The organism is Pectobacterium zantedeschiae, assembly GCF_004137795.1.
Classification (GTDB): Bacteria; Pseudomonadota; Gammaproteobacteria; order Enterobacterales; family Enterobacteriaceae; genus Pectobacterium; species Pectobacterium zantedeschiae.
In genome coordinates, this window is the sequence record NZ_NWTM01000001.1 from 973,870 (window position 1) to 988,662 (window position 14,793).

Here is a 14,793-nt window from a genome sequence, read left to right on the forward strand (position 1 = left end):
TACGGGCTATCGGTAACCATAGCGTTTCGCTTATAGCGCCCCGATAGCCATAGGACGGGATTAATCGCCCAGCCCCGGCGGATTGATTTCTGAACGGTCGATACGCTCAATACTTTCTCCCCAGCGGTTCAGCACCTTGTCGTATTCACCGCTTTTAATCACGCCGTTAAGCGCCGTATTAATTGGCTGTACCAATCCGCTGCCTTTGCGCGTTGTGACCGCGATATGTGCGACGTTGGGATAACCGCCGTTTACCGTACCGACATGCTTAACCTTGCCCGTCAGCTCTGCCTTGTAGGCGCCGATCACGTTTGGACCGAAATAGGCATCAGAACGACCGGATTGTAGACTCAGGTTGGCAGCCGCATCGTCCGTGACATAAATTGGCTGGAAGGCGGGTAGACCGTTGGCGCGATTCTGTTTATCCCATGCCAGCAATACCGCCTCCTGATTGGTGCCGGAACCGACAATAATCTTCAATCCAGCAATGTCTTTCGCTTCCTTAATAGACTGAATTTTACTGGTGGATTTCACATAGAAACCGAGTGAATCAATGCGGTAGGTAGCGAAGTCGAACTTTTCTTTACGTTCTTTGGTGACGGTAATATTGATGATGGCGGCATCATATTTGCCGGATGCCACACCGAGTGGCCAGTCTTCCCATGAGGTAGGAACGATGTTCAGTTCCAGCCCGAGGCTGTCTGCTACCAGACGGGCGATATCTGGTTCGCTGCCTACCACCGTTTTGTTGTCGTCAGCCAGAAATGCCAGCGGCGGTGACGAGCCCAACGCGGCAATCGCGACGGTAAATTTTCCCGGCGTGACAAATTTAAAATCAGTCGGAATCTGTGCGATAGCGTCCGCATTCTTCGGCGCATGGATCGGCTGCTGATTGGCCTTCAGGTCGATAGCCGCCTGCGCGCCAGCTGTTACGGACAGCGTGCCGAGCAGCAGCGATCCCGTCAGTAGCCTTGTAAGACGCGAAGGGCGCACGCGAGATGTCACGGCCAAATGTGCGATGGTGGAAGCGATCTTTTTTTGCATTTATCTTTCCCTTGCAGGTTATTGTAGTGACATTGTCACTTTTAGGTGGGGTCACTTTTAAAGTTATGCCACTTTTATTCATCACCGATACCCGGCGGACTCACCACAGACTGCGTGATCTTTTCATCATCTTCACCCCAGCGATCCAGCACCTGCGCATAGCTGCCGTTGTGGATCGAGCCATTGATGGCGGTGCTGATTGGCTGCGCCAGACCGTTGCCTTTCTGCGTGGTGACCGCGACATAAGCAACCGTCGGGCCTTTGCCCACCATGCGAGTTTTTCCCGTTAACGCCGCTTTATAAGCGCCGATGGAGTGCGGACCAAAAAATGCATCGACACGGCCGGACTGGATGCTCAGATTGGCGGCAGCATCGTCGGTGACGTAGACAGGCTGTACGGGAGTAAGACCGTTGGCGCGGTTTTGTCGATCCCAGCCCAGTAGAATGTTTTCCTGATTGGTGCCGGAACCGACAATAACTTTCAGTCCCGCCACGTCTTCCGGCTTGTTAATCGACGTAATCTTACTGGTCGATTTCACATAGAAACCCAGCGTATCAATGCGGTACGTGGCGAAATCGAACTTCTCTTTGCGCAGTTTCGTCACGGCGATATTAAAAATAGCGGCGTCGTATTTCCCCGCCGTGATGCCCAATGGCCAGTCCTCCCAGGAAGCAGGCACCAGCTTCAACTCAAGCCCGAGACTGTCCGCCACCAGCCGTGCGATGTCGGCATCGCTACCAACAACCGTTTTGTTGTCGTCAGCCAGCAGCGACAGAGGCGGGGAGCTGAGCGACGAGACGGCAATCGTCAGCTTACCCGGCGTCACGAATTTGAAATTAGCCGGAATTTGCGTGATAGCTTCTGCGTTTTTCCCCGTACGAATGGGAATCTGGTTTGCTTTGAGATCAATACGACTGACGAATCCTGCATCTTGCGCCTGCACGTTTGCCACCAGCGTTGCGCCCAACAGCGTCGCCAGACCGGTCACAGTGATAAAAGGGATATGCTTCACGGCGAATCTCCTGTGGCACGAACTAGCGTGTAAATTGATTTACCGGATAGTCCAACGCCAGATTTTCCCGCAGCGTGTAGCCGGGATAATCCTGACGGAAAAGGCCACGCTGTTGCAGCAAAGGGACGACGCGATCGACAAAGTGATTGAGCGTATCTGGCGTGCCACCCTGAATGATGAAGCCGTCTGCCGCACCGTTTTCAAACCAGAGCTGTAAGCCATCTGCCACCTGCTCAGGTGTACCGCTGAATACAGGGCGGGGTGACGCGGCCTCCAGTGCCACTTGCCGCAGCGTTAAGCCTTTTTCCTGAGCGTTACGTTTAATTTCATCGGTGGTGCTGCGGAAGCTATTTTTCCCTAGATCGCCGATATCAGGGAAGGGCTCATCCAGCGGATGCTGTGAGAAGTCGTAGTGCTCAAAGTAGCGTCCAAGATAATTGAGCGCGTCCTTAATCGTGACTAACTGCGCCGTTTCCTGATACTGGCGCTCTACGTCTTCTGCATTGTTGCCGACAATCACGCTGACACCTTGGAAGACGTGAAGTTGATCGGCACGGCGACCGTTTTCTTCCAGCTTCTGCTTAACTTCGCGGTAATAACGCTGCGAGTCTTCCAGCGTGTGTTGGTGGGTGAAGATGGCATCGGCATGTTTAGCTGCCAGTTTTTGCCCGTCCTCAGAAGCGCCTGCCTGAAACACAATCGGGCGACCCTGTGCTGAGCGGCCAATGTTCAGCGGGCCCTGTACCGAGAAGAATTCTCCCTGATGATTCAGCGTGTGCAGTTTCTCAGGATCGAAGAACTGTCCGCTGGCTTTGTCACGAATAAAGGCATCGTCTTCCCAGGAATCCCATAGACCTTTCGTCACCTGAAGAAATTCATCGGCAATACGGTAGCGCAGCGCGTGTTCTGGGTGCTGCTCACGGGAAAAGTTCTTTGCCGATCCTTCCAGCGGCGATGTGACCACGTTCCAGCCTGCGCGACCGTTGCTGAGGTGGTCGAGGCTGGCAAACTGCCGGGCGGTGGTAAAGGGTTCGGAGTACGACGTTGAGAGCGTACCAACCAGACCGATATGGGTGGTAGCGGTAGCCAGCGCGGAAAGCAGCGTCAACGGCTCGAAACGGTTGAGAAAGTGAGGAATGGATTTTTCATTGATATACAGACCATCTGCCACGAAGACAAAATCAAATTTCCCCTGTTCGGCCTTTTTTACCGCATCCAGTACAAAACCAAAATTAATACTGGCGTCTGGTACAACGTTTTTATGCCGCCACGCGGACATATTTCCCGCTGCGCCCTGTAATATTAAACCTAGTCTTAATTGCCGACGTGAGGATATTTGTTTTTCACTCATTATTAGAAACCTTTTATTAATTGAACTCACTTCCATGAAGGTGAAAACAATCCATCAATAAACCGGCTATCAATCAATAAGCCATTAATAGGTATTCACGCATTCAATGAAAGGTTAATAGGACGTTAAGAGCGTGTTTTCACTATTGATGAGGTGAGGTATGATGTAAAACAACAAAAATGTATAATGAAATTCAAAAATTTCAGATGATGGCGCGACCTGTTTTGTTATTATGATGTTAATAGTCATGTCTCTCGCCGTATCTAAAGGATAAAATTTGATGTCTGATTTGACAGTTGAACGACGCGTAACCGCGAATGACGCCGTTCCCTCTGCGGCGGTGACTGCCGTTGACCAGCAGGCGTTTCGCGATGCAATGGCAAAGTTGAGCGCAGCGGTTAATATCGTTACGACGGATGGCCCGGCAGGTAAGGCTGGCTTTACGGCGTCTGCCGTGTCCAGCGTCAGTGATACGCCCGGCACGCTGCTGGTGTGTCTGAATCGTGGTTCGTCGGTATATCCCACATTTCAGGTAAATGAATATTTGTGTGTCAATACGCTAGCGGCACATCACGAAGCGTTGTCGTCGCTGTTTGGTAGCCGTTCGTCTACGGAAGAACGGTTTGCGGCGGCGGAGTGGGACGTGTTACACACGGGTTCACCGGTATTGCAAGATGCGCTGGTCGCGTTTGACTGCCAGGTTGAAGAAGTGGTGAGCGCGGCGACGCACGATATCTTTATTTGCCGAGTATTAGCGATTAAGCAGGGCGAAAGCACCGATGGGCTGGTGTATTTTTCCCGTGGTTATCACGCTGTTCGCGGGTAATGAAATACATCGACTCTATGTTAAGCCATATGTTACAGGGACGTACTTGCAGCGTCTTTACGATCTATCCATTACCACCGCTCGACGCACTTTGGCTGTAAAAAACCCTCCGCCGGATTGACCGGCGGAGGGTTTTTTATAAGTCAACGATCACGATGAGGATAGTACTGCCTGTGGCGGGGTAACTTTCGTGGTGCGTAGGCGATGCAGTGCGGCTTCTGCTAACTGTGCAAAGTAGCGTGATGCGGGAGCAATAGCGCTTTCATCCGGGTTGAACTGAGGATGGTGCAAGCCAAATTCGCTGTTTGAGCCAATGCTGACGAAGGTGCCCGGTACTTCCTGAAGGTAAAGAGCAAAGTCTTCGCCGCTCATTTGCAGTTCGGCGTTTTCTACCTGATAACCTGCATCTCGGGCAATTTGTTTGCTGAAATCGGCCCATTCGCTGGTGTTCACGACCGCAGGTGGGCCAGGATACCATTTGAGTTCCGCTTTTGCCCCCAACGCAAGGGCGATCCCGCCAATCAGTTGTTCAATTCGTTCGGGTATTTCTGCCCGAATCGCGGCATTGTAAGTCCGAACGGTACCTTCCAATTCTACCGTTTGCGGTAGTACGTTCCAGGTGTTGCCACCCTGAATTCGCGTGACGCTGATGACCAGCGATTCCAGTGAACTGAAGCTACGGCTGGGGAGTGTTTGCAGCGCATTAACGATATTGCAGGCAGTGACGATGCTGTCGATGCCTTGTTCTGGCTTGGCCGCGTGCGCGCCTTTGCCTGTAATGTGAATGGCGAAGCGATCCACGTTGGCATAGAACGGCCCACTACGTGTGGCGAAAGTGCCAGCGGGGAGTTCGGGCGCATTGTGCAGGCCGAAAACGGCGGTAACATCAGCGAGCGCACCTGCGCGGATAAGCTGTTTGGCTCCGGTAGACACCTCTTCTGCCGGTTGGAAAAACAGCCTGATTTTACCGGGTAGGACAGATTCACGTTTTTTCAGCAAACAGGCAGCGCCGAGCATCACGGCGGTGTGGAAGTCGTGGCCGCAGGCATGCATGACGCCTGCATTCTGAGAGCGAAAGTCGACATCAACCAGTTCTTCAATCGGCAACGCATCAATATCGGCACGCAGCGCAATCGTCGGGCCGCTGCCGTGGCCGATTTCGGCAACGACGCCAGTGGTTAACGCAAGAGGCAGCAGGCGGATGTCTTTCTCTTGTAGCCAGCGGGTAATGTGCGCGGTGGTTTGGTGTTCCTGATTGGACAATTCCGGGTACTGATGCAAGTGCCGTCGCCAGTTAATTAACTGTTGATCAAATGACGTATCACAACAGGGGATAGATTCAGCCATATCAATACACCTCCTTAACAAAACTTAAACATGATAAAGGTAGCCGATAGCAACTAAATGGATAAATACCGTCTGGTTATATTTCATGTCTTTTTATGATGGCGTTTTTTGTATTCATTTATTATTAATATTTCTGCTAACAAAATTCATTATTGGTATTTATTTTTCACGCCTTTATGCAACATTCTTCTTATTCTATTTTTTTACTATCTCTGTTTTTTTGTTATGACTGTTTATTACTATGAATAGTGCTAACGGAGAGTCGCTGAAAATAAGGAAACATCGTGGGATATAAGCTCAGTTTATTAGATCAAAGCCCCATCGCCGAAGGAATGAATGCGGCGCAGGCGTTGGCACAAACCGTGTCGCTGGCGAAAGTGGCGGAAGCGCTTGGCTATTACCGCTTTTGGGTTTCCGAACATCATAATTCCGATGAGCTGGCGGGGTCGTCTCCCGAGGTACTGATCACCTGGCTGTTAGCGCACACGACAACGCTGCGCATCGGCTCTGGTGGTGTGATGTTACAGCATTACAGCCCATATAAAGTCGCGGAGAATTTCCATGTCATCAGCGCGTTGGCGGGTGGGCGTGTGGATTTAGGCATCGGTAAAGCACCGGGCGGGTTGCCGCTAGCGACACGGGCGTTACAGCAGGAAATCGGTGAGACGGAGCGAACCGCTTTCACGGAGAAATTACATCAGCTCAATCGTTTTCTCGGCAGTCATGATGAGACGGCCGATCGCTTGAATGCGACCCCCTTGCCGGAACATGAGCCACAGCGCTTTCTACTGGGGGCCAGTCAGGATAGTGCGAGATTGGCGGCATCGCTGGGCTGGAATTTCGTGTTCGCTGGGTTTATTAACGCTAGCGAAACGCTGCTAACGGAATCACTCTTGAGCTATCGAGAATTGAAGCCAACCAATGCACAGACGTTGCTGTCGCTGTCGGTGATTGCCGCCGAACGGCATGAGGATGCGGAGGCACTGGCCAGCACACAGCATAACTACAAGGTTTATATTGAAAATAAACCGCCGCTAACGGTAGGAAGCCAGGAACAGGCCGAAAATTTCGTTCGACAGGCGGGGGCAACGGATTTCCGTATCGAACAGGAGCCACGTCATGTGCTTTACGGTACGCCGGAAGATATTCACCAGCGTCTGGAAAGCTACCATCAGCGCTTTGGCGTAGATGAGTTCATTATCCATACGCCTGTGACGTCACCCCGTGAACGTGAGGCATCGATCCGGCTGTTGGCGCAACGCTGAACAACAGCTAGAAGCGTGAACAATGATGAGAAACGTGAGCGATGACAAAATAGTGTCGCTGCGCGAACAGTACCCTGATTCTGTCTATAGCAGAATAATCGGGGGTTATACGATGGCGGTGCCGGAGAGCAAGGAAGCCTTGATTAAGGCGATAAACAATCAATTTACGCTATTAATGAAGAGAATAGATGCTGTTCCTATAGATCGAGCCTTTTCGCCAGAAATGGCAGGACATGCACAGGGAACGCAGATGAGCCCGGCAAATCTGGTAGCGTATTTGCTCGGTTGGGGAAATTTAGTGCTGAAATGGCATGAGCTCGAAGAGCGGGGCAACCCCATCGATTTTCCAGAAACCGGTTATAAATGGAATCAGCTCGGTTTGCTGGCACAGAAATTCTATCAGGACTATGGCCATATTAGCGACTGGACGGAACTGGTTGCGCTGCTTGTCGCGAATAAGCTGACGCTCATCGCACTGGTTGAACGCTATACCGATGAACAACTCTATGGCAAAGGCTGGTACGGCAAATGGACGCGTGGTCGGATGATTCAGTTCAACACCGCCTCGCCTTATAAAAGTGCTGCCGGACGCCTGCGAGCATGGGAGAAAAACCAATAACGGTTTGATAGTAAATCAAAATGATTTTTGGCCTTACCTTTCCTTTTTGAGGTGTGCATTCGCGACGTTTTTCAGACAAAACCTTACATATTCCCCCTGTTTGACTGTTCTATACTCAGTAATAAGCAAGGTAAGTTTTACTGGCAGATGAGATGAATAGGGGGAAAGAAAAATGATTGGTCTCAACCTAGTTTCTCCAGTGTCATATTACGCCACGCCTGACAAACTTGATTATGTCCAAGGCATTTCCCGCTCGTCGCAGCTGTCTGGTTACCCTAATCAGGACGCTTCTACCCGAACGCGGATAGCGTACGAAAATAGTGGTTCAGTCTTCAAGCCACCAATAGCTGATGGTGTGAACCGCCCAACGGCAACTAACCAGCTTAACGTTTACGTTTAAATTCCCTACAAACATGGGCAATCACGTGCTGTAAACGATCGTTTTCGGTGCGTGTTTTGCCCACGTTGCCTTTACGTATCCTCATAAAAGCACCTTTATCGCATATTCATCAAACCCGTCGCGTTTCCATCACCTTTTTTCTCCCCCTGTCCGTCATTTACTGGTTTTCATTATGAAACCCGGTTAATTCATGATTAACCCCATGATTAATCAACATTACATAATTCTTACGATATACTTTCGATTTGCTGCTTTTTGACATATTTCATCACATTTTCTTTTATTCCATAGTATTGGAATGAATATTGCTGCTATTTTCCCTTCTTTAACAAAGACATGACCTGGATAAGGTTCCTCTGGTGCTGTTGTTAATAACCAACAACGTTAATAACAACAAGATTCAATCCATACCCCAAATAATTCGAGTTGCAGGGCAAAACGTTAGCGGTTTTGAACAACGCAAAGCGTTGGCCCCAACGAGGTTCACGTAAGTGTGCCGAGTAGCGCAGCCAATGCACATGCAGCTTGAAGTATTACGGGTATATAACGAGAAAAGGGAGTGGAGTGTATGTTGAAGCAAGTAGCTGTTGCGGTAGGGATGGCGTGTTTATGTGTTCCTGCCTGGGCTTATGATTATGGTGACTATGCGCGCGAGACGGTGGATACGCTCATTAACGATTACCCGGGGCGCTATCGCGATACGGCAAACTTTGCCGGAGCTGCGGACTGGATGACGCAGCGTATGGCGCCCGGTTATACCACTGTCAGGCAGGATTTTTCCTGGACGGCAAGCGGTACGACGCGTTCGTCACAAAACGTGCTGGCCTCTAATGTCGGACTGAGCAGCGAATACATCATTACCGGCGCGCACTTTGATACCTTTTTCGGACGGCCAACGCTACAAGGGCTGGATGACAACGCATCAGGTGCTGCCATTCTGACGGAAGTGGCGCGTAATTTTAGCGGTATCCAGACGGAAAAAACGCTGGTTTTTGCCGCCTTTGGCGCAGAAGAAGAGGGGCTACGAGGTTCGCGCGCGATGGTTAACGATCTGATTGCGCAAGGAACCGCAGGCGACCTTAAGGCCATGATTAACATGGACAGTATGATCACTGGCGACAAACTTTACGCTCATGCTGGCGATAACAGTGTCGCGAATCCCGCTCTGGCAAGCCTGCGTGAGCAGACGCTGCGTATTGCGAACGAACTGGGGATCGAGCTGTTTACCAATCCGGGATTGAATGCAAGTTATCCGGCGGGGACGGGCTGTTGCAGTGATGGCGATAGCTTCAACGCGGCGTTCGATATTCCCGTGCTCTATATGGAGGCCACCAACTGGGATATTGGCGATCAGGATGGCTATGAGCAAACCACGAATCCCGCAGTGCCGGGCGGGGCAACATGGCATAACCCAACTGTTGATAACGAAGCCTTTCTGACTAGCGTGTTCGGACAAGAGCGTATCGATCAGCGCCTGCGAGATGTTTCACGGCTGGTGACACGACTGCTGCTGGAACTCTCCAATACTGATTTGCTGCATTCGGCGTATTCCGCTGCCGCGATGCAACAGGCGATGGAAGAGAGCCTGAAGCGTCAGCACCAATCATTGAGTGATTTGCATAACCAACGCTGGCTGCTATTGCAAAATACCACTCGTAACGTGGGCACGCTGGATACGGCGGTCGGGATTGAGGGCGATGTTACTCCGTCAAATGGCTATGACCGCGCACCACAGCAGCGTTCTCGGCAGGCGATGGCTTATGCTCTGGTGGATTATCAATTAAGTGACAGTGTCATGATTGGTGGTAGCCTGAGCCTGCTGCGCAGCAAGGATAAGCTTGAGCGCAATGGACATATTGAAAGCGATACCTGGCAAGCCGGTGTCTATGGTTTGCTGAATCAGGGCGGACCGGCCTGGTTGGGTAGCGAAGTGACGGCGGGGCGGTCGGCGATTGAATCACGTCGCTCGGTTTATCTGCAATCGGCGGGCGGCCCGGTTCTGTTGGACAACCTGCTGGATGGCAACACCGAAGCGCAGTTCGTCGGTGCCCGCGTGACTGGTGGTTATGATTTCTCGATAAGTGGCCTGCGCACCGGCCCGATTGTTGGGCTAGATTATGCGCGTTATCGTATCAACGCGTTTGATGACAAAGGCAACCTGCGGACGGGTGTACGGTATGAAAAACAGGATGTCGATTCACTGGAGGCCACTCTGGGTTGGCGCGTGCGGGGCAAGGTGGAGTTCAGTAACACGATGTCGCTACAGCCTTATGCGACAGTGGCGTGGGTGCGTGAATTGGCCGATGGGCTCGATTCCAGTTTTACCGTAAAAGATCATGTCGATGGTGCAAACCGCCGTATTGCCGTGGGAGAGCAGGATAAGAATTTCGGCAAGGCGACGGTTGGTGTGCAGTGGCTTGCCGCAGAGAATCTGAATCTGTACTCCGAAATCGGTAGTCGTTTTGGTCATCGGGATGGCGATCAAACGCGCTATAGCGTGGGCGTACAGTGGCAATTTTAAGTCTGTTGCCGTTGCCTGAAAACGGGCTTAGTGGCTGAAGTTGAAATGAGGCGTTAAAACGGGGTCTGTAACGACCCCGAATTGAGAGCAGGCGGGTCGGTTACCCGTACGGCCCGTTCTGAATCGAGTCCCTGACCTGCAGCTCAGATAAGAACAGGTTTTCTTTCGAGAAATAACCGCCGTCCAGCATCGCGATCAGGCGGTTAATCACTTCGTTGATCATATCGCTCACCGGATCTTTTACGCTGGAGAGTGACGGTTTTAAAAACGGAGCCGTGGGAATATCGTCAAATCCGACCACAGAGACGTCGCTGGGTACGGCAACGCCAGCGTCATCCAGCGCTTTTATCGCGCCAATCGCCATATCGTCATTACTGGCAAGAACGGCGCTGAACGATACCTGACTATCGCGCAGGGTGGTAATGGCGAGCGAACCGCAGCGCGGTGTCCATTTTCCCCTCACAATCAGTTCGTCCCGCACCGCGATGTTGGCTGCTGTCAGTGCCTCTTTATAGCCGGAAAGTCGTTCAATAGCGGTCGGTGAATCCAGTGAACCAGTGATAAAAGCGATATCTTTATGACCGCGTGCAATCAGATGCTGTGTGGCGTTGTAGCTGGAACCTTTGTGATCGCAGCAGATGCAGTGGCTTTGGTGTTTACGCAGTTTACGGTTGACCACCATGATCGGCTGCTTGTGCTTATCGATGATGTCATCCATCTCATCTACAGTGAGAAAACGGGGGTAGATGATAATCGCATCGCAGCGTAAACCGAGCAGAAATTGGATGGCGTCGCGTTCTTCATCGGCGCTGTGTTTGCCGTCGACCAGAATTAACTGACGCCCATTGTCTTCGAGCTTCTTGGCGGCCTGTGACAGCAGTTCGTTAAAATAGCTGCCGTGATAGAGCGTATTCGTCACCACCAAACCGATGCAGGCTGATTTGCTGGTCGCCAGATTCCGTGCCAGTAAATTTGGCTGATATCCCGTCTCCTCAATGGCTTGATAGACCAGTGCTTTGGTTTCTTCACTGGTATAGCCTTTGCCTGAAAGCACGCGCGACACCGTCGCTTTTGATACGCCTGCTTTCTTCGCCACTTCCTGCATTGTCGACATGGGACATCCTGATACGTTGAACACGAACGCCATTTTACACATTTTATGCTGCTGGCAGCAGGGTGATACATGCAGAGCCAATGTGAGCGGGAGAGGGATTACGTGCATCATGGCGATCGTGGTCACATAAGTAAAATATTTGTAATTAATCTATTGAAATAAATTCAGCATATAAACACTATCATGTGGAACCGGTTACCCATCGGCGTTTCATCACGTTGCATGGAGCAGGGATACCGGCATGAATACTTTCATAACTGTATGAAGTTGAATAATAAATGCGCGTACACTAAACAATGATCTCGCGGTGAGCGGCTTGTTGAATCCTGTGTAACGTGCGCGATTACGAGAGATTGTCTATCCATGTCAAAGAATTATGCGGCTGTATCCCGTTCGATCGTTGATGCTATCGGTGGCGCTAATAACATCGCTGCCGTGACGCATTGTATGACCCGTCTGCGTTTTGTGCTTAAAGACAATGATGCGGCGAATGTCGCCGAATTGAAGGCGATCGGCGGCGTACTGGGCGTGGTGAAAAACGATAACCAGTGTCAGGTCATCATCGGCAATACCGTTTCCCAGGCTTACGCCGAGGTGGTTAAGCTGCTACCGGAAGGCGCGGCGGCTGAAAAAACGATGCCAGTGAACAACAAAATTACGCTGCGACGCATAGGTGCAGGCATTCTGGATGCGCTGATTGGCACGATGTCACCGCTTATTCCGGCGATTATTGGCGGTTCGATGGTGAAATTACTTGCCATGATCCTGGATATGACCGGGCTATTTGAGAAGGGCGCGTCGACGATAACGATTCTGAACGTGATTGGTGACGGCGCGTTCTTCTTCCTGCCGATCATGGTGGCGGCGTCTGCGGCGGTAAAATTCAAAACCAATATGTCGCTGGCGATTGCTATCGCCGGGGTATTGGTGCACCCGACGTTTATCGATCTAATGGCAAAAGCAGCACAGGGTCAGCAGGTAGTGTTTATGGGGCTATCGGTCACCGCGGTAAAATATACCTATACCGTGATTCCGGCGCTGTGTATGACCTGGATTCTGTCTTATATTGAAAAATGGGTAGACCGCATTACGCCAGCCGTCACCAAAAACTTCCTCAAGCCGATGTTAATCGTGCTGATTGCGTCCCCGATTGCCATTATGCTCATCGGCCCGATTGGGATCTGGATCGGTAGCGGCATTTCTGCGGTGGTGTACACCGTGCATGGCTATCTGGGCTGGCTGTCCGTTGCCATCATGGGGGCAATTTGGCCGTTGCTGGTTATGACGGGTATGCACCGCGTGTTTACGCCGACCATTATTCAAACCATTGCTGAAACGGGCAAAGAGGGCATGGTTATGCCGTCTGAAATCGGCGCGAATCTGTCGCTGGGCGGCTCATCACTGGCTGTGGCCTGGCGTACTAAAAACCCGGAACTGCGCCAGACGGCGCTGGCGGCCGCAGCATCAGCCATTGTTGCTGGGATCTCTGAGCCCGCATTGTACGGTGTGGCATTGCGCCTGAAACGTCCGCTAATCGCCTGCTTAATCACCGGCTTTATTTGTGGTGCCGTCGCCGGAATCGGCGGGTTGGCAAGCCATTCAATGGCATCGCCGGGGCTATTCACCAGCGTACAGTTCTTCGATCCTACCAATCCGATGAGCATTGCCTGGGTATTCGGCGTCATGATTCTGTCTGTTGTAATTTCCTTCTTCGTGACCTTGCTGCTGGGTTTTGAAGACATTCCGGTAGAAGAGAAGCCGGAAGAAAAACGAGTACAGAATGATGAGGTTTCCGCGCCGCAGCACGCAGCGAACACGAATTAAATGAAGCACTAATACGAAGGAGAATAGCGTATGTCTGCATCAACATTTCCCACTGGGTTTTTATGGGGGGGCGCAATTGCGGCCAATCAGGCAGAAGGCGCGTACCTTGAGGGCGGTAAAGGTCTGACGACGGTGGACATGATTCCCCACGGTGTGAATCGCCTGCCAGTAAAACTGGGACAAGAGCCGCGTTTCGCACTACGTGAGGATGAGTTTTATCCCAGCCATCAGGCGATCGATTTCTACCATCGCTATAAAGAAGATATCGCGCTGATGGCGGAAATGGGGTTTACAGTGTTTCGTACCTCCATCGCCTGGAGTCGCCTCTATCCGAATGGGGATGAGTTGACTCCCAACGCGGACGGCATCGCCTTTTATCGTGATATGTTTGCCGAGTGCAAGAAGTACAATATCGAGCCGCTGGTGACGCTGTGCCATTTCGATGTGCCGATGCATCTGGTCACCGAATACGGTTCATGGCGTAACCGGAAAATGGTGGAGTTCTTTGCCCGTTATGCCAGAACCTGTTTTGAAGCCTTTGACGGGCTGGTGAAATATTGGCTAACGTTCAACGAAATTAACATCCTACTGCATAGCCCGTTTTCCGGCGCGGGTCTGGTGTTTGCCGAAGGGGAAAATCAAGAGCAGGTGAAATACCAAGCCGCACACCATGAACTGGTGGCGAGCGCGCTGGCGACGAAGATTGCGCATGAGGTTAACCCGGAAAATCAGGTCGGCTGTATGCTGGCTGGCGGTAACTTCTATCCGTGGTCGTGTAAACCGGAAGATGTCTGGGCGGCACTGAATAAAGATCGTGAAAACCTGTTCTTTATCGATGTGCAGGCGCGCGGCACCTATCCAGCCTATACCGGTCGATTGTTTAAAGAGAAGGGCATCACGATTGCCTCTGAGCCGGGCGATGAGGCGATTCTCAAGAACACGGTGGATTTTGTCTCCTTCAGCTATTACGCCTCCCGCTGTGCATCGGCAGATATGAACGAGCACAACAGCAGCGCCGCTAACATCGTTAAGTCGTTGAAGAACCCGCACATCAAGGCGAGTGAGTGGGGTTGGGGTATTGACCCACTGGGCCTGCGCATCACCATGAATATGATGTATGACCGCTATCAGAAGCCGCTGTTTTTGGTGGAGAACGGGCTAGGTGCGAAGGACGAGATTAACGCACAGGGCGAGATTGATGATGATTACCGTATCAGCTATCTGCGTGAGCACATTAGCGCGATGGCGGACGCTATCGGCGACGGTATTCCGGTTATCGGCTACACCTCGTGGGGATGTATCGATTTGGTTGCTGCGTCCACTGGTGAGATGAGTAAACGCTATGGCTTCATCTATGTCGATCGCGACGACCGCGGCGAAGGCACATTAGCCAGAAAGAAAAAGAAATCGTTCTACTGGTATAAGAAGGTGATCGCCAGCAACGGTACTGACCTGAGCTGAATGGAATA

11 protein-coding genes are annotated in these 14,793 nt (G+C 51.5%); 6 read left to right on the forward strand and 5 right to left on the reverse strand.

Going from position 1 to position 14,793, the window contains the following annotated elements:
- Window positions 1-60 precede the first annotated feature (60 nt).
- The 3 genes from CLR69_RS04395 to CLR69_RS04405 form a co-directional block, all read right to left on the reverse strand.
- Window positions 61-1,044, reverse strand: coding sequence for an ABC transporter substrate-binding protein (locus tag CLR69_RS04395; RefSeq protein WP_129711171.1), 984 nt, complete (start codon window positions 1,042-1,044; stop codon window positions 61-63).
- 74 nt (window positions 1,045-1,118) lie between these two features.
- Window positions 1,119-2,057: a transporter substrate-binding domain-containing protein gene (locus CLR69_RS04400; RefSeq protein WP_129711172.1), complete on the reverse strand. Its 939-nt coding sequence runs from the start codon at window positions 2,055-2,057 to the stop codon at window positions 1,119-1,121.
- A gap of 22 nt (window positions 2,058-2,079) precedes the next feature.
- The gene (locus tag CLR69_RS04405; protein WP_129708271.1) at window positions 2,080-3,408 is read right to left on the reverse strand and encodes an LLM class flavin-dependent oxidoreductase; all 1,329 of its coding nucleotides are present in this window, start codon (window positions 3,406-3,408) and stop codon (window positions 2,080-2,082) included.
- Between the two features lie 280 nt (window positions 3,409-3,688).
- On the opposite strand from CLR69_RS04405, the gene CLR69_RS04410 reads away from it, so the two are divergent.
- On the forward strand, window positions 3,689-4,234 hold the full coding sequence (locus tag CLR69_RS04410; protein WP_129708268.1) for a flavin reductase: 546 nt from the start codon (window positions 3,689-3,691) through the stop codon (window positions 4,232-4,234).
- A 150-nt stretch (window positions 4,235-4,384) separates the two neighbouring features.
- Here CLR69_RS04410 and CLR69_RS04415 read toward each other — a convergent pair whose 3' ends face one another.
- Window positions 4,385-5,581, reverse strand: coding sequence for a M20 peptidase aminoacylase family protein (locus tag CLR69_RS04415; RefSeq protein ID WP_129708265.1), 1,197 nt, complete (start codon window positions 5,579-5,581; stop codon window positions 4,385-4,387).
- Between the two features lie 284 nt (window positions 5,582-5,865).
- Between CLR69_RS04415 and CLR69_RS04420 the strand changes: the two genes are divergently transcribed.
- From CLR69_RS04420 to CLR69_RS04435, 3 genes are all read left to right on the forward strand, one after another.
- A complete protein-coding gene (locus tag CLR69_RS04420; protein ID WP_129711173.1) occupies window positions 5,866-6,846 on the forward strand; it encodes an LLM class flavin-dependent oxidoreductase in 981 nt (326 codons plus the stop codon).
- Window positions 6,847-6,958: 112 nt separating this feature from the next.
- Window positions 6,959-7,465, forward strand: a complete 507-nt coding sequence (locus CLR69_RS04425) for a ClbS/DfsB family four-helix bundle protein (protein WP_129711518.1) — start codon at window positions 6,959-6,961, stop codon at window positions 7,463-7,465.
- Between the two features lie 968 nt (window positions 7,466-8,433).
- Window positions 8,434-10,386: an autotransporter domain-containing protein gene (locus tag CLR69_RS04435; protein WP_129711174.1), complete on the forward strand. Its 1,953-nt coding sequence runs from the start codon at window positions 8,434-8,436 to the stop codon at window positions 10,384-10,386.
- 100 nt (window positions 10,387-10,486) lie between these two features.
- Here the strand turns inward: CLR69_RS04435 and CLR69_RS04440 are convergent, their stop codons facing one another.
- The gene (locus tag CLR69_RS04440) at window positions 10,487-11,500 is read right to left on the reverse strand and encodes a LacI family DNA-binding transcriptional regulator (protein WP_129711175.1); all 1,014 of its coding nucleotides are present in this window, start codon (window positions 11,498-11,500) and stop codon (window positions 10,487-10,489) included.
- Window positions 11,501-11,863: 363 nt separating this feature from the next.
- Between CLR69_RS04440 and ascF the strand changes: the two genes are divergently transcribed.
- Both ascF and CLR69_RS04450 read left to right on the forward strand, forming a co-directional pair.
- Window positions 11,864-13,324 (forward strand): PTS cellobiose/arbutin/salicin transporter subunit IIBC, encoded by a 1,461-nt coding sequence (gene ascF, locus CLR69_RS04445; protein ID WP_129711176.1) that lies wholly within the window; start codon window positions 11,864-11,866, stop codon window positions 13,322-13,324.
- Between the two features lie 30 nt (window positions 13,325-13,354).
- Window positions 13,355-14,785, forward strand: a complete 1,431-nt coding sequence (locus CLR69_RS04450; protein ID WP_129708246.1) for a 6-phospho-beta-glucosidase — start codon at window positions 13,355-13,357, stop codon at window positions 14,783-14,785.
- The last annotated feature ends 8 nt before the right edge of the window (window positions 14,786-14,793 follow it).

Coding starts and splice junctions, on each gene's coding strand:
- CLR69_RS04395 (WP_129711171.1), bottom strand. CDS start 1,044: ATGCAAAAAAAGATCGCTTCCACCATCGCACATTTGGCCGTGACATCT.
- CLR69_RS04425 (WP_129711518.1), top strand. CDS start 6,959: ATGGCGGTGCCGGAGAGCAAGGAAGCCTTGATTAAGGCGATAAACAAT.
- CLR69_RS04415 (WP_129708265.1), bottom strand. CDS start 5,581: ATGGCTGAATCTATCCCCTGTTGTGATACGTCATTTGATCAACAGTTA.
- CLR69_RS04440 (WP_129711175.1), bottom strand. CDS start 11,500: ATGTCGACAATGCAGGAAGTGGCGAAGAAAGCAGGCGTATCAAAAGCG.
- CLR69_RS04405 (WP_129708271.1), bottom strand. CDS start 3,408: ATGAGTGAAAAACAAATATCCTCACGTCGGCAATTAAGACTAGGTTTA.
- CLR69_RS04450 (WP_129708246.1), top strand. CDS start 13,355: ATGTCTGCATCAACATTTCCCACTGGGTTTTTATGGGGGGGCGCAATT.
- ascF (WP_129711176.1), top strand. CDS start 11,864: ATGTCAAAGAATTATGCGGCTGTATCCCGTTCGATCGTTGATGCTATC.
- CLR69_RS04410 (WP_129708268.1), top strand. CDS start 3,689: ATGTCTGATTTGACAGTTGAACGACGCGTAACCGCGAATGACGCCGTT.
- CLR69_RS04435 (WP_129711174.1), top strand. CDS start 8,434: ATGTTGAAGCAAGTAGCTGTTGCGGTAGGGATGGCGTGTTTATGTGTT.